The organism is Zobellella sp. An-6 (assembly GCF_052487945.1).
Window position 1 is genome coordinate 3,352,016 of sequence record NZ_CP199259.1, and the last position, 19,441, is coordinate 3,371,456.

Sequence of the window (19,441 nt, forward strand, 5' to 3'; positions counted from 1 at the left end):
GCTAAGCAGACAGCATCTTGGTGTGTCGCACCTTGGCGATGGCCTACCAGACCCGAGAGCGTCGCCAGGTATGCTGTTTCACTTGCCGCGCACCTGCAGTTCCCAACTCGGCGCATCCTTGTCATCCGGCTCGAGCGGCGTAACTCGCTGGATGCGTCCTTCCTTCACGTAGACGAACAGCGGCCTCACAGGCCGGGGAAGGACGGCCCCCACTGGAGCAGGGTGTCGCGGCCGAACGGGTAGCACAGCGTCGGTGAATCCTGGTTGACGAGATCCCCATCGGAGTAGTGCTCCACATGGAAGCCGGCGGGATCGGTCCAGTAGTCGAAGATCTGGCTGCCGTGGAAGTGGCGACCGATGCCCCAACGGTGCTGGTATTCCTTGTCCTTCATGATCATGTGCCCCATGCCGACATCGTCGAAATCACGGCATTCGAAGGAGGCATGGTCCAGACCCGGCGCCGCCGCCCCGACGATCGCCAGGCTGTGGTGGTCGGTCCATTCCGCCCCCTTGTCAAGGTGCATGAAGGCGGCCAGAACATTGGCCTCGTTGCCGTCGTGGATCAGCTCGGACGGTTTCATGCCGAGGTGCTCGCCGTACCACTCGATCATCTGCTGAGGCGCCGGGGAGAAAACCGCCAGGTGGCCGAGACGCTGGATGTGCGAAGGGGCATACTCGGGACGCTGGTAGCCGCCGAGCCGGTTCTTCGCGTGCGCATCGTTCCACGCGATCGGCGCGCCGCCGCAAGGCACGGGCTGCAGGCGCTGGGCGCCGAAAACGAACTCCAGCCGACGGCCGTCCGGATCGGTCGTATGGCAATACTTGCCGCCGCCGGGATGCGAGCAATCCTCGATGTCGGCGCCGAAACGGGCGGCGAGTTGCGCCAGGCCCTCCTCGCTGGCGATGCGAAAGCCCATGCCGACGAAGGCAGCCTCGCCCTGCGTGGTCACATAGGAAAACGGCGCATCGCCATAGGAGCGCAGATAGAGGGAATCCCCCTCCTGCCCGGCATCCAGCAGGCCGAAATCGATCATGAACTCGCGGATCGCGGAAAGATCCGGATGGCTGAAGATTACGTATTCGACATCGACGATAAGCATTTGTTTCTCCTATAAAATTAGTCTTCTCAAAACAGTGTGGCACCGTCGGGGCACTTTCGTTATTGGTAGTGGATCATCAAACCAGCTGAAACCTGTCGACCGCCTCTCGCAGCTCGGCGGCCAGGTCTTTCAGGCGCGACGCCGATTCCGCACATTTATGGATCCCGTCGCCGTTAGTCCGGCTCATGCTTGCAATCTGATCGACGGTTTCGGCGACTCGGGAATTGGCTTGCCGCTGTTCATTCAGTGTTGTAGAGATATCGTTGACCGTGGCGATCAGGCGAACCGTTTCCCGGTTGATCGACTCCACCTCAGCGCCGGCGTCTTGGGCCAGTTGCGCGCCCCGTGTCACCTTTTCAACCTGCGTTTCCATGTCCTTCACGACCACTTCGGTCGCGGCGACGATCCGGCGAATAGTGTCTGCGATCTGCTGCGTCGAGCTCGCGGTACGCTCCGCCAGAGCACGGACCTCGCCCGCGACGACGGCAAATCCCCTGCCGCTCTCGCCGGCCCGAGCCGCCTCGATGGCTGCATTCAATGCCAGCAGGTTGGTCTGGTCGGCAATACCACTGATGACCGTGACGATGGAGGCGATTTCCCGGGTATAAGCGCCCAGCTCCTTGACCTTGCTGGCACTGGTGATGACGGCGTCTGAGATGGCATTCATTTCATGCGTCAGCTCTTTAATGACCCGCTCTCCGTGCATGCTGGTTTTACCTGCATGCGCCGCCATTTTGCTCGCACTGTTGGCGTGATTGGCGATCTGTTCCATGCTGTCCGCCGTAATCTGGATCAAGCCGGCCATATCCGTCGTCGACGCTACCTGGTGGTGCGTTGCCACGGAGATCAGCTCTGTCGTGCTCGAAAACTGGACGCAGGTACTGCCTATGTCGTTGCTGTGCTCGCGGATCACGCCGACGATATTGCGCAGTTGGGTCTGCATCAAAGCCAGGGACTTGAGCATCGAGGCCATCTCGTCCCGACTGCGGATTTCGATAGAGATGCCGAGCTTGCCCTCGGCGATATTCGACGCCGCATCGATCGCCGTTTGAATCGGACGCGTGACGGCGCGCCTGATCACGAACCCAAAGATGAGCAAGGTGCCAAAGGCAACACCGGTGATCACCATCACGGCCATACTCGCCCGCTTGGAGTCCTGCAACGCGGCCTGAAATGCGGCCTCGGCATGTTCAGCACTCTTGTCGAGCACTGCCGTGAGGCTGTTTTTGGTCTTGAGGAACAGGGGCTTGGCCACGCTATAGGCCAGGTAGTACTCCTGAAACAGGCCTATCTGCTCGTCCGGATCCTGATTAACGGCCAGCCGCTGCACGATCTCGATCAGCTTGTGGTCGTTTTCCCGCCAGACCTGCCAATCCCCCATCGCCGTTTGCCAACGCGCCTTTTCCTCATCGTCGAGTGCCAGTTTCTGGTTACCCTCTGCCGCTATGTCGATCCGCTTCCAGACTTCACGATGCAGAGCCACAAATTGCGCGAATTTCCTTTGGGCCTCGGGATCGGCCTCGTACATGAACACCCCGACCTGGATAGCCTGGAGTTCCGTCATCGCCGCGTTCATCTCCTGGAGATACATGACCGAGGCCATGCGGACCTGGGTGATTTCGTTAAGCGCGGCCTGGCCACGCTGCATCCCCCAGTACCCGGACGACGCCGACAGGAGCAGCAAGCCCAGCGCCAGGCCGACGAACAAATTCAGCCGGGCACGGATGCTGAGGCCGCCGAACATTTGTCTGAGTCTCTTAGCGCCGGTCATAGAATCACTCCTCGACTTTCATCGCCAATACGCCGGCCGGACGAGCGATCAACCCCGTTGAGCAGGAAATGGGATAGCGCGGGAATGAGGACCAGTGCTCCGACCATATTCCAGAGGAACATGAAGGTGAGCAGGATCCCCATGTCCGCCTGAAACTTGATCGGCGACATCACCCAGGTCACGACACCGATACCCAGGGTAATACCGACCATGCCCACGACCTTGCCGACGAAATGGATTGAATGCCGGTAGGATGCCGCCAGCGAATAGCCTTCTCGCTGCCGCTGCAACTGGACGCTGAGGAGGTAAAGCGCATAGTCGACGCCGATGCCGACGCCGAGGGCGATCACCGGCAGCGTGGCAACCTTGACGCCGATGCCCAGTATCACCATCAGGGCTTCGCAGAGGATGGAGGTAATGATCAGCGGCACGACGGCGACAACGACCGCCCGCCAACTTCTGAACGTGACCAGGCACAGCACGATGACCGCCAGGTACACATAGATCAGCATGGTGTGGTTGGCATCGCGGACCACCTCGTTGGTCGCCGCCTCGATACCGGCGGTGCCGGCCGCCAGCAGAAACTGAACGTCGCTATCGCTGTGTTCCCGGGCGAATGCCGACGCCGCCTTGACGACCCGATCCAATGTATCGGCCTTATGGTCGGCCAGGAACGCCACCACCGGCATCACCGAGCAATTGGTATTGAACAAATCCCGGTTATTGACCGACGCCTGCTGCGCGCCGTAGTTGAGAATCTCCTGGCTGTGAATCAAGGAGGCCCATTTGGGATTTCCATCGAAGGTGCCGGCGGTGATCTGCCGAATCGCGTCCGGCAGGGCTATGGTGGCCTGCACTCCTTCGACCTGCTGCAGCGTCCATTCGAGCTGGTCCGCCAGCGTCAGCGCCTTGTAGGTCAGGCAGCCTTCGACCGGGGTCTTGACGATAACCGCGAACTGGTCGCTGGAAAGGGAATAGTGGCTGGTGATATAGGCGTTATCCTGATTGTAGCGCGATGTCTGACGCAACTCCGGCGCGCCGGGCTCGAGGTCGCCGATCTGAAGCCACTGGCTGATGGTGAGTGCGACGACCATCAGGCCGGCCGCAACCAGGAGTGCACCGGTCGCCCAGCGGCGTTCGGTAAAGCGATTCAGAAACTCCCAGATGAACCCCAGCCCTCTGCTCCGCGACACCTTGCCTTCTTCCTTCAGCGTGCGGCGAGCAGCCTTCTCGCTGACCCCTGTATAGGAGAGAAGGACCGGCAGCAGAACCAAATTGGTCCAACCCAACCCCCAGACGCCGACCGCGGCGCTGATTGCCAACTCCTTGATCACCGGGATGTCGATCACCATGAGTACGCCAAAGCCGACCGCATCGGCGATCAATGCGGTCAGGCCAGCCAGGAACAGGCGGCGGAAGGTATAGCGTGCCGCCACCAATTTATGGGTGCCGCGTCCGATATCCTGCATGATGCCGTTCATCTTCTGGGCGCCATGGCTGACCCCGATGGCAAACACGAGGAACGGCACCAGGACCGAGTAGGGATCAACCTGCATCCCCAGCGCGCTGACGATGCCCAGCTGCCAGACCACCGCGATCAGCGAACAGGAGATCACCAGCGCCGTGCTTCTGATGCATCGCGTCGCGTAGTAGATATTCGCGGCGGCGATCGCAACCGCAACGCCGAAGTACACCATGACCTGGAAAATACCTTCGATCAGGTCGCCGACCAGCTTGGCGAAACCGACGACATGGATCTTGATCTTGTCGGTCTCCTGGATCCTGACGCTGGTCTCGATGTTCTCGGACAGCTCATACTTGTCGCGAATGCTCTCCTCCAGGATCCGCGACAACGTCAGGTAGTCGATCTGCTCGCCTGCGTCCAGCCCCCCGTCGAGCAGGGGGACGAAGATCATACTCGACCGCAGGTCGTTGGCGACCAGGTTGCCGATGATCCCCGAGCGAGCCAGATTGTCTTTCAACGCCTCGATGGCGCGCGGCGAGCCGTCGTAATTGGGCGGCATGACCGCGCCGCCGGAAAACCCCTCCTCGGTGACTTCGGTCCAGCGCACGGCGGGCGACCACAGGGATTTGACCCAGGCGCGATCGACGCCCGGCATGAGGAAGAGTTCGTCGTTGACCTTGCGCAGGACGTCCAGATACTCCGGATCGAAGATATCCCCCTGGGTGTTCTCGACCACGACCCGCAGGGAGTTGCCGAGGCCCCGCAAATCACCCTTGTTGTCGAAGTAGTTCTGGATGAAGGGATGATGGTGCGGAATCATCCTCTCGAACGCGGCATTCATCTCCATGCGCAGGGCGAACACCGACAGTACCAGGGTAATGAACGCGAATAGTGCCAGGACGAACTTCCGGTGATTGAAATAGAAGCGCTCGAGCACGTTACCGCTGGATTGATTGAATGCCTTAAGATCCCGGACGACGGGCATAGCATCGCCGATGTTGCAAGCTTCGGTCATGGCTTCCTCACTATTATTGTTCTATCAAGGGGACAACCGCTGCCCCGTTATTGCCGACCAAAGCCAACGATTTCGTCGCCGGAACGAAGGCCACACCAGCAAACAGCATGCCGCGCGTGGCGGTCAGGTTCTCAAACCGGCCCGAGCTCAGCTTCCCTATCAGAATGTCGCCGGCAGTGCTGACCAGGGCCAGACGGTTTCGGTCCAACATCGCCGCTCCCGTCAGGCCGCCAAGGACACCGGTATCCAGCTTCTGCCAATTCGCGCCGTTCTCGTCGAAGCGGAAAGCATTGCCCCGCATGCCATGCACGACCGCACCGCTAGCGACCGGCAAGACGCCGAAGAAGCTCCCGGTATAGGGCACGGGGATCGCCTGGAAGTACTGGGTGTCCCTATCCAGGACGGCGACCAGCCCCAGTTCGCCGGCGATGTAAACCTGCTCTCCCTGCCCCCGGATCGAATAGAGATGCAGGCGCAGGGGGTTATCGATGCGGTCGAACCACGGCGTCCAACTCTTCCCGCCGTTGTCGGTCCGCAAGATCATATTGAAGGCCCCGACGACAAAACCCACCTCGTCGTTCGCGAACCACAGATCCAAAAAGGGCTTATCGGCACCGGATGAAAAATACAGCTCAATGTCGGGGAGCAGCGCAGCCGCCTGGGCGTCGCCCTGCCGTGCTTTCTTGCCGTAGTAGTCCTTGATCAGTGTGTCGGCCCGATGGCCGTCCAACTGCAACTGCCAGCTCTGCCCGGCATCATCGGAGTGCAGCACCACGCCATCATGCCCGACCGCCCAGCCTGAACGTTCCGAACTGAAAAAGACCGCGGTCAGGTCGGAACTGACCGGCACGGCGGCCTGCTCCCATGAATTGCCATGGTCATCGGAGTAAACGATGTGGCCCCGCAGCCCCACCGCAACCAGCCGTGCGCCCGCCGCCGCCACGGCGTTGAGCGGCCGCTGCGCCGCGAGATGCGTCTGCGTTGCGGGCGTATCGAGAACGCCCTTGAATTCGGCCTGCGCCGGGAAGGCAGCGAAAATTGCCAGGACAAGCGCTAGGCATGTAGATTTTCGTACAAAATGCATGTTGCTTCCGATTATCTGGTTACGTCGACCTGGGAACAGCGACTTGATGTGCGGTCTTCGCTGTTGCGGCACTTGTCGGTTCAGCGAATACCTGAGCCGGCCAGTGAGCCGGGTGCCCAATCCCTGTCCGCAAAAAGCGCGTCGGAATACTTCACTCCCCCGACCTCGGCCGGGTGCAGCGAAAGCGAGTACATGCCGGCGATGAAATCGTAGGAAACGAACGTATCGGCATATGGCGCGGACACGTCGTAGCTGGGTGTCATATACGCGAACTGCCCCCGGTACAGCTGGCCACGGGCGTCGTACGCATCCGACGCAAGGGCAACCCAGGAATCTTCATCGATATAGAAGACGCGCTTGGCGTAGACGTGACGCGCCCCCGGCTTCAAGGTCGCTTCCACCACCCAAACCCGGTGCAACTCCCAGCGTTCTACATCCGGGTTGATATGATCAGCCTGCAACACCGTGTCGGCCTTGTTTTGATAGACCAGCTGGTACACGTTGTAGGGGACAAACATCTCCTGCTTGCCGACCAGCTTGAAATCGAAACGGTCCATGGCGCCGTTGAAGAGGAAGGTGTCGTCGTAGGTCGTCGCGCCCGAGGTACCCGGGTTGGGCGCGTCATAAGCGATGTCCGGCGCAAGTTTTACGCGCCTCTGCCCCGGCAGATATTGCCAGGCGCGCCGCCCCTGCTCCAGCGGGTTGATGTTGTCATGCAGCATCAGCGACTCGCCCACCCGCCGGGCCGGGCCGGTATAGTCGGTACGCAGGCGGAAGAAGATGCCGCTGTCGGTGCGGCCCTCGCCACCGTAATAGGGATAATCCACGGTGAGCACGCCGGATGTGGCCAGCGTCGGACTACCGGTCGAGTCGACGTTGTAGGACTTGTATTTCAGGCGATACGCCACTCCCACATATCTGGCCAAGTGATTCCACATCACTTCGTAGCCGTCCTTGGGGATCGGGAATGGATAACCGCCGACGGCGCCGTCAAGCACACGGCCTTCGCTGGAGGTCTTCGCCTGGGTTGCGTTGCTGAAGGTATTGTCGGTGACCGCCTTGGGCAAAGCCACCGTGCGATGGGTCGGATAGACGTCGATACGATAGGAGGCGTTGCGAGTCAGGAGTTCCTTGGCCCCTGCGGTCAGCTTGTCCGCATACTGCGCCAGGTTGGCGGCAGTGATCGAGAGGCTGGGCTTTTCGCCGGCAAAGGGATCCGGACGGAGGCTGTCTCCCTGGGCAAACCCGGCCGGCAGGGTCGTCAGCCCGCCGTTGTAAGCTGGAATGGAGCCATCCTTGTTGCCGGCCATCTCTGCACCGACCGGCGTCAAGGTTGTACCGAGAGCCTTCGCCTCATCGGGCGTGACTGCGGCAAAACTCGTAGTGCAAGCCAATGCAGCGGCAAACATCACCAGCGATTGCTTGAAATTCATCATCTTCGTCTCCTGTCGTAATCAAAAGGTCGTCTTGAAGTTAAACACCAACATCCCACGGTCCCTGAGATAGGCCAGAGGATCATTCGCGACGACATCAGAGGGATTGGTAGCGTCCAGCTTGCCGAAGAAATCGACATACTTGAGATCGAAGCGATATTGGTTACGCACGTCGGCGGCGATGCCGACGCTATAGCTGCCGGCGTCCTCGCTTCCACCTGTCGCCACTGCCGAGGTTCCGGACAAGCCGGTGCTGTAAGTGATGGGTAGTATCAAGTCGACGCTGGGGAACACTTGGTACCACTTCGGCTCCGCAACCAACGTAAGACCCCAGGCATCCTTGGTGACGCGATCTAAGCCGGTGTAACCGCTACGCCCCTTGAAGAGCTCTTCGTTGCTGGTGACCTTACGCCAGGAGCTCCAGGTCAATTCGGCCTTCCAGTCGAGAGAGTCGAATAGCGGCGTGTTCGCGACCTGGCCGAGCATATTGAAGACTGCGTGCAGGGTATCGCCGCGGGCAGCCCCGGTATCGCCGCCATTCGGCAGTGAAGTCCGCGCATTCTCGAAGCCCGGCACGTTCTCTACCGTAAAGGGACTGGCCACGAGCACAGCATCACTGACCAGCGGCATGTTTTGGCGATAGGAGAGTTCGGCACCGACACTTACCCCGCCGATATTCTTAGCCAGACTGACACCAAAGAGATCGACGTCGTCGCCGTAGGACAGACGGTAGCCGACAGGGTCACCCGCCGTACCGCCGATCGCCTGAGCCCCGCGGGCGTCGACGACAACCTGGGGATTCCTGTCGGTGAAGTGACGGTAATACACCCCGAGGGTGCCATCCAGCCACTGCGGGCTCCAGCGCGCCGAAAGGCCGATGTCACCCTGATTATCCGGCTCGATGTCATCCAGCCGCGACAGCTGACCCAACGGCGAATAAAGGGATTCCCCACCTTCCATGATGACATCGGAAAAGCCGAGGTAACTCCCCGATTCCGGGTACCTGGAAGGCTTCCAGTCGAAGAAGTACTGTGCGGAGACCGAAAGCGTGTCGATCGCCTGGAGATTGACGGAAAGGTTGTTCAGCGGCCGGAACAGTTCTTTCGCCTCAGCGCCCGGGATGGAAAGTCCCTTGGCGATATCCAGCGGAGACTGTGCATAGGCGATGCCATTGGTCACGCCGCCGAGAAACAGACTCTCGCCCCAGTACATCGTATGCTGGCCGAGCTTCAGATAGAGCGGGGCGTCACCGATATCCAGCCGGGTGAAGGCAAACACATCCAGCCACTCTCCCGAAACACCGCGGTTGTAGCGTTGGGTCGTGCGACTGAGCCCGGCAGCAGGTTGCCCAGCATCCAGATGATTGGATCCGGTAGCCGAATCGTTGTCGATATGATTGTACGCATCGTCGCCCCACGCCGCGGCACTGATGCGAAAACCATGATCCCGGTTATAGATGAAGTCGAATTCACTCAGCAGATCGAGCCGATTGCTGACTATCGAATTCTTGTCGAAGTTACGATCGCCATCATTGTTGTTCAGCGAACCCGTAATAGTGTCATCCTGTCCATCGACTCTCTGAGCGAGGTTGTAGCGAACGGTGTTGTCCCAGCGGATCTGGATATCGTCGTTTCCGCTCGCGATTTCGACAGCCTGAACCTGACCTGCCGTGACAACTGCAGCACCACATGCTATTGCACCCAGCCTCAACGTCAGGCAAACAGCACGCCACCCTTTTTGCCTTCTCATCGATATCTCCTGTTATTGTTATTTCATCCTCGATCGATGTGGCGACCGAATGACCTCCATGTGAGTCTTGCTCCAATGATAGGCTGCAACGATAAGCACAGGTCATCCCCCGCTTGGGGGAATCCCGGCACCAGATGATGAATAACGTGTAACGCGGGACACAGGATGTTGCCCGGACCACCGCCGGTGCAGGGCCCGCGTCAAAGGGAGGAGGCACGGGCGTAGTCCCGCCCCTTCCGGGCCAGAGGCAGGCTGTCGGCCGGCTTTGCCCTGCCCATGGATCGTGCGATAATGTCCGGCCTGCCGGACAGACGACATCGGACGCCGAGACCTTGAATATGCCAGAAATACCGGCTCCATCGAGCCCGCTACACGTCCGCTTTGGCGAATTCGAGGTCGATGAGCCAAACGCCCTGCTGCTTCGCAATGGCAGTGCCATCGCACTGTCGCCGACACCGTTCGGGCTACTGTGCGCCCTGCTGCGCCAACCCGGTTCCCTGCTGACCAAGCATGTCCTGCTCGATCAGGTTTGGGGCCACAGCTTCGTCAGCGATTCCGTGCTGAAAGGGGCCATCAGCGATGTCCGCAGCGTGCTGGGCGACGACCCGCGCCAGCCCCGTTACATCGAGACGGTGCCGCGCCGCGGCTATCGGTTCATCGCAACCCCCGAGCCGTTGAGCGAGGCCGTTAAGCCAGTCGCTCAGGCGACCGATGCGCCGCAACCTGCCCCGCCGCAAACAGACTCACTAGAATCCAAAACAGAGTCAGCGCCCCTGTTCGTCGGTCGCGCGGCGGAGCTGGCTCGGCTTCGGCGTGTCTGGGATCGCGTGGTACGCGGCGGCAGGGCCATCACCTGGGTCGCCGGGGAGCCGGGCATCGGCAAGACGACCCTGATCGAGCACTTCGCTTCGGGACTCGGCGACATCGCCCGCGCTCACGGCCAGTGCGTGCAACACCACGGGCCGGGCGAGCCCTATCTGCCAGTGCTCGAGGCGCTTGCGGAGCTTTGTCGCCACGATCCTGAAGCGACAGTCCTCCTGCGTACCGTGGCGCCGACCTGGCTGCTGCAGATGCCCTGGCTCAGCACCGCGGAGCAGCGGGAAGCGCTGTTGCACGAACTGGTCGGCGCCAACCCCCAGCGGATGCTGCGCGAGATGGGCGAGTTCATGGACCGCTATACCGAACGCCAGCCGCTGCTGCTGATCACCGAGGACCTGCAGTGGGCCGATCGCTCGACCATCCAGCTCATCGACTACGTGGCCCGGCGACGCGGCAGCTGCCGCCTGATGTGGCTTTCGACCTTCAGGCTCACCGAGATCATTGCCCTCGATCATCCGCTCAACGCGCTGCGCCACGAGCTTCGCCCGCAGGGGCTGTGCGACGAGATCGTAGTCGACTCGTTTTCCGAGACGGAAGTGGCGACGTTCGTGGCGGGGCGGGCGCCGGAGATGGCCGACGACGAGCGCTTCGTGCGGGCCTTGCACGAACGCACCGGAGGCGTGCCGCTGTTCGTCGCCGCCATCGCCAGCGAGGTGATTGAGCAGGCCAGGTGCAGCGGGTCCGTCGAGGCGGCGCGCCTGGCGAGCACGACGGTGCCCGAGAGTCTGAGCGCGCTGGTCGATCACTACGTGGCCAGGCTCGCGGGGGAGCGGCGCGCGCTGCTCTCCGCCGCCGCCGTCTGCGGCATGGAGCTTCGCATCGATACGCTGTCGCGCGTCCTTGGATGCGACGCCGTGCAGATTGCGCAAACCTGTGATGAGCTGGCGCGCGAGCGCCTCTGGCTCGCGGCCACCCCGCCGACCGGGCACGGCGACGGGACCGAGGGGTCCTACGCGTTTCGCCACGCCCTGTTCCGCCAGCGTCTCTACGACGGCATGGCGTCACCCGCCCGTGCCGAGCTGCACCGCAAGGTCGGCGCCGCGCTCGAAGACGAGCGCGCTGCAGGTCTCGGCGTCACCGCCGCCGAGCTCGCGACGCACTTCGATCGCGGCCGCTTGCCGATGACGGCCTTGCACTATTACGCCGAGGCCACGCAGGCGGCGCTGTTACACCTGAGTCCTGCCGAGGGCCTGAGCCTGACCGAACGGGCGCTGGCCTTGGCGGACCAGGCGCCTGCGGATGCGGAACGCCGCTCGCTTGAAATCACCCTCGCAACGCTGCGGGGCGTCGCCGCTTTCCACACGCTCGGCGCCGGCGACGAAGCCAAAAACGCCTACCTGCGCGCGTCCGCGCTGCTCGCCGAGGTTTCGCAACATCCGATGGCGGGCTTGGCGCTGCATGGGCTCGGTTTCCTGCTCTACCTGAGGGCGGAGTATCCCGAGGCGCTGGCGACGGCCGAGCGTGCCCAGGCGCTCGCCGCCCAGAGCGACGATCCCCTGCTGACGCTCGCCGCCTTCACCGTTAAGGGACAGGTGCTCATGATACAGGGCGACCACCTGGCGGCCCGCGAAGCGCTCGAGCGGGCACTGCCGGCACTCGAGCGGGCGAGCGCGACGGCCGAGCAAAGCTTTATCGGCTTCATCGTCGATCCAAGGGTGACGGTGCTGACCATGCTGAGCCTGCCGCTCGCACAGCTGGGGCTCTTCAATCAGGCCCGCGAGCGCCTGCAGCAGGCCTATGCACGCGCCCGGCAGCTCGCGCAGCCGATGGCGCTGATGCTGACGATCTGGTGCGATGCGCTGTGCGGGATCCGACGCGGCGACACGGCTCGTGTGGGCGCGCTGGCCGCCGAACTGCAGTCCCTCGCCGATGAATTCGCCCTCGCCCAGGGCAAGACGGCCTGCCGCTGGTTCCGGGGGTGGGCGGACGCCCACGGCGGAAAGCCGCGGGAAGGATTTCGCCGGATTCGCGAGGCGTATGAGGAAAACCGCGCACTGGGGATGATCTCGGGTGGCAGCGAAACGCTCGGATATGCCGCCGAGGCGCTCGTCCTCCAGGACGATTGGGCAGGTGCGCAAGAGCAACTGGATCAGGCGCTCGACATCGTGAACACCTATGGGGAGCGGATCTTTCTTCCGCAACTGCTGCTCATTCAGGCGGCGATCGCGCGTTCGCGTGGCGAACCTGCGGCCGCCGAAGCATCGATCCGGCATGCAATCATGGAGGCTCGTACACAAGGCGCCTCCTGGCTGGAGTTGCTGGCGTTCACCGAGCTCTTCGAACGCGCGGAGCCGTCCTCCAAGGACCGACGGGCGCTCGCAGCCCTCGTCGTTCAGCTCGGCGAAGCGGACGATACGAGCCTGCTCGCACGAGCGCGCAATCTTATCCAGAACGAGCGGCAAGAGTAAAGCGATGCAGGCCGCTAGGGCGTTCCGGTCTCGATCCCGGCCGCAGAGGGCATCAGAGTCCGGGCGGACTTGAAATAGCAGACGAGCGTCTTGCGCAACGCGTCCTCGTTTGCCACCGCCCTGACAACCACTTCTCGCTTGGCCGCTTCGTGGCGCAGGCGCAGTCCCAACCGTAGTTTCCCCTCCTCGACTGGCCCGCGCCGAGTCGTCGTCAGCCCGCAGGCGGGTGTCGAGCTGAACGATTTTAGCCCTGCCTGGAGTTGGGCATTGTCCCTTTGACGCTCTTGCCGCGTGCAGCGCGACACCGGGCGGTATCAAGACGGACTCAGTACAGGTGTCTCTATTCCGACCAAACGGCGACGGTTCGCTGACCACTCGGCACCCGGTTGCGCCTATATTTCGGGCAATCATGGATACCAACGGATGCAATGCGATGATCTTCAGAGCCGACTCCAAATACCCCATCCACCGCGCCTACGTCGTGAAGCTGAGCAGCGACGCCACACCCGATGCACTGTGCGGACGTCTTGAGAACCTCGTCTCGGGCAAACAGGGCGACTTCGCATCGGCGCACGAGCTGTTCGAGTTGATGACGGCCGATCTCGGGTCCGGCGAACGCGCCTCGCCGGAGGAACCCTGATCCCCGGTCCGTACGCAGGCCGGGGATGAGCATCCCCGCCCCACCCTCGGGGGCCAGCCGGCGACGGTGTTCACGACTGGGACACTCACCTATTTCCGACGGAAACCCGACGCTTCCCTGACCATTTGCGGAGACAGCGCAGGTACGCTGACCGCCAAATCGACTCAACAGACGACGCGAGTATACGATGCCTCCAACAATCTCCATCACCCCGATATCGTGCCCGGCAGGAACACGCCTCCTTGCCGCAACGATCTCCCTATCCCTGGCGCTCGCCCTGACCGGCTGTGCGACACCGCGGCTGCAGTCCAGGGTCGAGGTGCCTGCCCAGTTCACCTCTGCCCAAGCGACGCTGACCGAGCCGGAGGTCGCCTGGTGGGAAAGCTATGGCGACCCGGTGCTGACCGAGCTGGTCAAGCGTGCCGCACGTGAGAACCGCGATATCCGGATCGCCGCTGAGCGCGTGCGCGCCGCGCGCGCCGGGGAAACCATCAGTCGTTCCGCACTGCTGCCCAACGTAGGAGCGGTCGCCAACGCCAGCAGCACCGATAACGGCTACGGCGCCAGTGCGCGGCAAGGCGCGCCCGAGACGAAAGGCGCGTCCGCCGGGCTAAGCGTTTCCTGGGAGCTCGATCTGACCGGCCGCCTGCGGGCCGGCGCCGCCGCCGCCGCTGCCGACGCACAGGCGAGCGCAGAGCAGGCGCGCGGCGTGCGCCTGCTGGTGTTGGCCGACGTCGCCAGCAACTACTTCACGCTGACCGGTGCGATGCGCCAGCTCGACACCGTGAAAGCGATCGCGACGGCCCAGGAGGAGACACTGCGCCTGGTGACCGCGCGTCAACACGTGGGGCTCGCCTCCCCGTTCGACGTGGAACGCGCGCGCACCGAGGCGTCTCGGGCGCAGGCGGCGATACCGCCGCTGGAAACGCTCATCGCCGTCTCGCGCCATCGCCTGGCCGTGCTGATCGGCTCGCAACCGGCGGATGCTGCGGCACTGGCCCCCTCCACCAGGGGCGTCGGGATTCCGGAGGTGCGGCCGGGGCAACCCGCCGCCTTGCTCGAACGCCGTCCGGACCTGCTCATGGCTCGCGCCCAACTCGACGCCGCGAACTGGCGCCGCCAACAAGCCAAGGCGGAATGGTTTCCGCGCCTCTTCGTCAGCGCACTGTTCGGTCGCGAGAATCTGGAGGTGAACGGCATGGATCTCGGCTCGGCGCGTTTCGGCAATGTCGCCGGTCTGCTGGCGATGCCGCTTCTCGACTGGGGCCGCACCCGTTCGATCAACGAGATAGCCGAGAGCGCCCAATCCGAAGCGCTGCTGCGCTACGAAGACGCCATCGTCCGCGCGCTCGAAGACGTCGAGAACGGGCTGGTGGCACTGCGCGACGAGCGCGACCGGTCGCAGGTCCTGAATAACGCCGCCGACTCGGCGGAAGCGGCACTCAACCATGCCCAGTCCCTCTATCAGCGGGGACAGATCGATCTGCTGCCGCTGCTCGATGCGCAGCGCGCCCGCCTGGCCATCCAGATCAGTGCCAATGACAGTCAAACCCAATTGCAGCTCAACAGCATACAGCTGTTCAAGGCGCTCGGCGGCGGCTGGCAGGCCTTCGAGCCGACCTCCACCGACGCCCCTCTCGGCTCAGCAACCCCGACCTTAATATCCACCAACGAGGAATAGCCATGAAAGGCTTCATCGCTACGGCTACTGCCGCCACCATCGCCACCCTGCTCTGCGCCTGTACACCATCCGATCCACCGGTCGTGACGCTGAGGCCCGTGAACACGGTCGAGCTGCACTACGACAACGTGCGTGACGCCAATCGCTATTTCGCCACCGTGGCCTCGCGCTACGCAGTCGATCAGGCCTTTCGCGTCGGTGGCAAGGTGCTCGAACGCCGGATCGACGTCGGCCAGAGCGTGAAGGCGGGCGATGTGCTCGCCCGGCTCGACGATGTCGACTACCGGCTCGCCGAGGAAGCCGCCCGCAAACGGTTGGACGCCGCACAGGCGCGGGCGCGGCAGGCCAAATCGGATTGGCAGCGCCTGCAGGCGCTGAAGCGGGACGGCTCCGTCAGCGCGTCCGCCGAGGAACAGGCGCACAGCAAGCTGCTGACCGCGAGGGCGGCAGCCGAAGCCGAGGCGCGCCAGCTCGAGCTGGCGCGCAACCAGGTGCACTACACCGTGCTGCGCGCGCCGATCAGCGGCGTGGTCACCAGCCTGCGCTTCGAGAGCGGCCAGGTCGTCGCCGCGGGGCAGCCGGTCATAGTGATCGCGAATGAGGGCGAGCCGGAAATCATCGTCGACGTGCCCGAAAATCACCTGGAAGCGTTCAAGAACGCACGCTACAAGGCGTCACTCGCCAGCGCGCCAGACGAGGTCTTTGACGTCGTCCTGCGCGAGCTGTCGGCGCAAGCCGCCGAGCAGACGCGGACCTACCGCGCCCGCCTGAAACCGGCCGTGCCGCGACCACTGCCGCTGGGCGCGACCGCGACCCTGGTTACCGAACGTACATCGGAGGATGTGACGGCCGCGGTCCTCCCGGCCGCAGCGATCACCCAGAGCGAGGGGCAGCCTGCCGTGTGGGTGGTGAAAGCCGACGCTAGTGAGTCGAGCGGAACCGTTGAGCTGAGCCAGGTCGTCGTCCATGGCTACCGGAGCAACGAGGTACTGGTGTCGGGCCCGCCCGCCGGCACCCTTGTGGTCACCGCCGGCGTACAGAAGATGGCCCCGGGCCTGCGCGTCGCACTGCCCGGCGCAGCCAAGTCCTTCAACGTCAGCGCGGAGGTAGCTCAATGAAATCCTTCAACCTCACGGAATGGGCGCTGAACCACCGCTCCGTGGTGCTGTTCCTGATCCTGGTCGTCTCGATGGCGGGCGTTCTCGGCTTCGGCAAGCTCGGCCAGCTCGAGGACCCGAACTTCTCAGTGCCGTCGATGACGGCGATGGTGGCCTGGCCCGGTGCGACGGCGCAACAGGTCCAGGACCAGGTACTCAACCGCATGGAGAAGAAGTTCGAGCAACTCGATCACTTCGAGAAGGTGGTGACCTTTGCACGCCAGGGCTTTGGTGGCATGACGATCACCGTCAAGGGCGGCACCACCGAGGCCGACCAGCAGGAAGCCTGGTACCAGGCACGCAAGAAGTTCAGCGATCTCGAGCTTGAGCTGCCGGAAGGTGTCATAGGCCCGATATTCAACGACGAATTCGGCGACGTGTACAGCCTGATGTACGCCGTCAAGGGCGACGGTGTCGGCCTGGACAAGCTGGCCGATCAGTCGGAGGACATCAAGCGCCGCCTGCTCAAGGTGCCGATGGTCAAGAAGGTGGATCTGATCGGCAAGCAGGCGGAGCGTATTTACATCGAGTTTTCCCATGCGCGGCTGGCCGCGTTGGGCATCCAGCCCCTGCAGATCGTCGAAAGCCTGAAGAGCCAGAATGCCGTGCTTCCCGCCGGTTCCATCGACACTCGCAGCGACCGCTTGTACGTGCGCGTCAGCGGACAGTTCGGCAGTGTCGACGATATCCGCAATCTGCCCATCGCCGCCGGCGGCCGCGTAATCAAGCTGGGCGATTTCGCGACCGTGTCCCGCGGCTTCGAGGATCCGCAGACCTACACGGTGCGCCACAACGGCCAGCAGGTTCTGATGCTGGGCGTGGTGATGACCAATGACGGCAACGTGGTGCGTCTGGGCGAAGCCATCGAGGCCGCGGTCGCCGACATTCAGGGCGAGCTGCCCTATGGCGTGGAACTGGAACTGGTTTCCGACCAGCCCACCACCGTCAAGGAGGCCGTCTGGGACTTCGAGCGCGCGCTGGTCGAGGCTCTGGTTATCGTCGTGCTGGTGAGCCTGGTCAGCCTCGGCTGGCGCACCGGCATTGTGGTCGCCCTGTCGGTGCCCCTGGTGCTGAGCATGGTTGCGATTCTCATGCTGGCCATGGGCTGGAACCTGGAGCGCATTTCATTGGGCTCGCTGATCATCGCGCTGGGCCTGCTGGTGGACGACGCCATCATCGCCCTGGAAATGATGGTGGTGAAAATGGAAGCCGGCTGGGACAAGGCCACGGCGGCCGCTTATTCCTATAAGGCCACCGCCATGCCGCGCCTCAGCGGCGCGCTGATCACGGTCGCCGCTTTCATGCCCGTGGGTTTTTCCCAGTCAACCACCGGCGAATACGCCGGCGGCATCTTCTGGATCGTAGGCGCGGCCGTGCTGTTTTCCTGGATCTGCTCGGGACTGTTCACGCCCTACCTCGCCGTCAAGATGCTGCCCAATAAGCTGAACCATAGCCACGGCGACACCAACCCCTACGACACGCCTTTCTTTCGCAGGTTGCGTCGTTGGATAGAGAAAACCATCGAACATCGCTGGCTGGTCATCGGCGCGACTGCCGCCCTGCTGGTGCTTTCCATAATGGGCATGAAGCTGGTGCCGCAGCAGTTTTTCCCGAACAGCACCAGGGCTGAGCTGGTCGTCGATCTGCGTGTCAAGGAAGGTGCCGCCTTCGGCGCGACCACCGAGCAGGTAAAGCGCATGGAAGCCATTCTGGCCGAGGACGAGGACGTGCGCTTCTTCACCGCCTACACCGGCGCCGGCGCACCGCGCTTCTATCTGTCGCTCAACCCCGAGCTGCCGAACCCCGGCTATGCCCAGTTCGTGGTGATGACGCAGGATCTGGAGGCGCGTGAGCGCGTACGCTCGCGGCTGATGGCCATGGCCGACGAGCAGTTCCCGCAGACCTGGATACGGGTCACCCGTCTGGAGCTGGGCCCGCCGGTCGGTTTTCCGGTGCAGTTCCGCATCGTCGGTCCCGACACCCAGGTGGTACGCTCAATAGCACGCGAGGTGGAACACGCCGTGGCCAGCCATCCGCAAACGCGCGACGTCCAGCTCGACTGGAACGATCCTGTGCGCACGCTGCGTGTGGAGCTCGACCAGGAAAAGGCGCGTGCACTGGGCCTGTCCCCTGCCGACGTGGCCTTTGCTACCCAGTCACTGATGAATGGCACCACGTTGTCGCAGCTGCGTGAGGACGAGGAGCTGGTCGACATCGTCGCCCGTGCCGTGCCCGAAGAGCGACTCGACGTCGAAACGTTCAAGGACATCAACCTGTACACGCGCCAGGGTACCGTGGTACCGCTGTCGCAGATTGCGCAGGTCCGCAATGAGCTGGAGGAGCCGGTGCTGTGGCGACGCAACCGCGACATGGCGATCACCGTCCGTGCCGACGTCCAGGATGGTGCACAGGGCGTATCGGTCACCCAGCAGATCCAGCCCTTGCTCAAGGATATCCAGGCCCGGCTGCCATCGGGCTACCGCATCGACGTGGGCGGCGCGGTAGAGGAAAGCGACAAGGCCAACAAGGCGCTGGTCGCCGTGGCGCCGGTGATGCTGGTGGCCATACTGCTGATCCTGATGCTGCAGCTGCAGAGCTTTTCGCTGATGACCATGGTCTTTTTGACCGCACCGCTGGGCTTGATCGGTGTCGTCGCGGCCCTGTTGCTGTTCCAGGCGCCGCTGGGCTTTGTCGCCATCCTGGGCATCGTCGCCCTGTCGGGAATGATCATGCGCAACGCGGTGATCCTGATCGACCAGGTACAGGCCGAGACCGCAAACGGGCTCGATCCCTGGAATGCCGTGGTTGAGGCCGCGGTCATGCGCGCCAGGCCGGTGGTACTGACGGCGGCGGCGACGGTGCTGGCGATGATCCCGCTGACCGGCAGCGTGTTCTGGGGGCCGATGGCCATCGCCATCATGGGCGGCCTCACCGTCGCGACCTTACTGACGATTTTCTTCGTGCCGGCGCTGTACGCAGCCTGGTTCCGGATAGCCCCGAACCCCGCTGCGCAAACGGATCGGACGGCAGCCCCCCCGGCGCTCAAATCTTGAAACGGG

12 protein-coding genes are annotated in these 19,441 nt (G+C 63.1%); 5 read left to right on the plus strand and 7 right to left on the minus strand.

Annotation, left to right across the window (positions count from 1 at the left end):
- Positions 1-78: 78 nt before the first annotated feature.
- The 7 genes from ACT7DK_RS15645 to ACT7DK_RS15675 form a co-directional block, all read right to left on the minus strand.
- Entirely contained in the window at positions 79-246 is a 168-nt protein-coding gene (locus ACT7DK_RS15645; RefSeq protein WP_445400756.1) for a hypothetical protein, read from the minus strand.
- Positions 186-1,100, minus strand: coding sequence for a VOC family protein (locus ACT7DK_RS15650; protein WP_445400758.1), 915 nt, complete (start codon positions 1,098-1,100; stop codon positions 186-188). The genes ACT7DK_RS15645 and ACT7DK_RS15650 overlap by 61 nt, the downstream gene beginning before the upstream one ends.
- 76 nt (positions 1,101-1,176) lie before the next feature.
- Positions 1,177-2,871 (minus strand): methyl-accepting chemotaxis protein, encoded by a 1,695-nt coding sequence (locus tag ACT7DK_RS15655; protein WP_445400760.1) that lies wholly within the window; start codon positions 2,869-2,871, stop codon positions 1,177-1,179.
- Positions 2,868-5,351: an efflux RND transporter permease subunit gene (locus ACT7DK_RS15660; RefSeq protein ID WP_445400762.1), complete on the minus strand. Its 2,484-nt coding sequence runs from the start codon at positions 5,349-5,351 to the stop codon at positions 2,868-2,870. The genes ACT7DK_RS15655 and ACT7DK_RS15660 overlap by 4 nt, the downstream gene beginning before the upstream one ends.
- Before the next feature lie 13 nt (positions 5,352-5,364).
- Positions 5,365-6,435, minus strand: coding sequence for a WD40/YVTN/BNR-like repeat-containing protein (locus ACT7DK_RS15665; protein WP_445400764.1), 1,071 nt, complete (start codon positions 6,433-6,435; stop codon positions 5,365-5,367).
- 80 nt (positions 6,436-6,515) lie between these two features.
- Positions 6,516-7,871, minus strand: a complete 1,356-nt coding sequence (locus ACT7DK_RS15670; RefSeq protein WP_445400766.1) for a DUF1329 domain-containing protein — start codon at positions 7,869-7,871, stop codon at positions 6,516-6,518.
- A gap of 18 nt (positions 7,872-7,889) precedes the next feature.
- Positions 7,890-9,617, minus strand: coding sequence for a DUF1302 domain-containing protein (locus ACT7DK_RS15675; protein WP_445400768.1), 1,728 nt, complete (start codon positions 9,615-9,617; stop codon positions 7,890-7,892).
- A gap of 338 nt (positions 9,618-9,955) precedes the next feature.
- On the opposite strand from ACT7DK_RS15675, the gene ACT7DK_RS15680 reads away from it, so the two are divergent.
- The 5 genes from ACT7DK_RS15680 (at position 9,956) to ACT7DK_RS15700 (ending at position 19,435) form a co-directional block, all read left to right on the plus strand.
- Positions 9,956-12,904, plus strand: coding sequence for an ATP-binding protein (locus tag ACT7DK_RS15680; RefSeq protein ID WP_445400770.1), 2,949 nt, complete (start codon positions 9,956-9,958; stop codon positions 12,902-12,904).
- A gap of 433 nt (positions 12,905-13,337) precedes the next feature.
- Positions 13,338-13,544, plus strand: a complete 207-nt coding sequence (locus ACT7DK_RS15685) for a hypothetical protein (RefSeq protein WP_445400772.1) — start codon at positions 13,338-13,340, stop codon at positions 13,542-13,544.
- A 187-nt stretch (positions 13,545-13,731) separates the two neighbouring features.
- Entirely contained in the window at positions 13,732-15,225 is a 1,494-nt protein-coding gene (locus tag ACT7DK_RS15690; protein ID WP_445400774.1) for an efflux transporter outer membrane subunit, read from the plus strand.
- Between the two features lie 2 nt (positions 15,226-15,227).
- Positions 15,228-16,343, plus strand: a complete 1,116-nt coding sequence (locus tag ACT7DK_RS15695) for an efflux RND transporter periplasmic adaptor subunit (protein WP_445400776.1) — start codon at positions 15,228-15,230, stop codon at positions 16,341-16,343.
- Positions 16,340-19,435, plus strand: coding sequence for an efflux RND transporter permease subunit (locus tag ACT7DK_RS15700; RefSeq protein ID WP_445400778.1), 3,096 nt, complete (start codon positions 16,340-16,342; stop codon positions 19,433-19,435). Before ACT7DK_RS15695 ends, ACT7DK_RS15700 begins: the two co-directional genes overlap by 4 nt.
- The last annotated feature ends 6 nt before the right edge of the window (positions 19,436-19,441 follow it).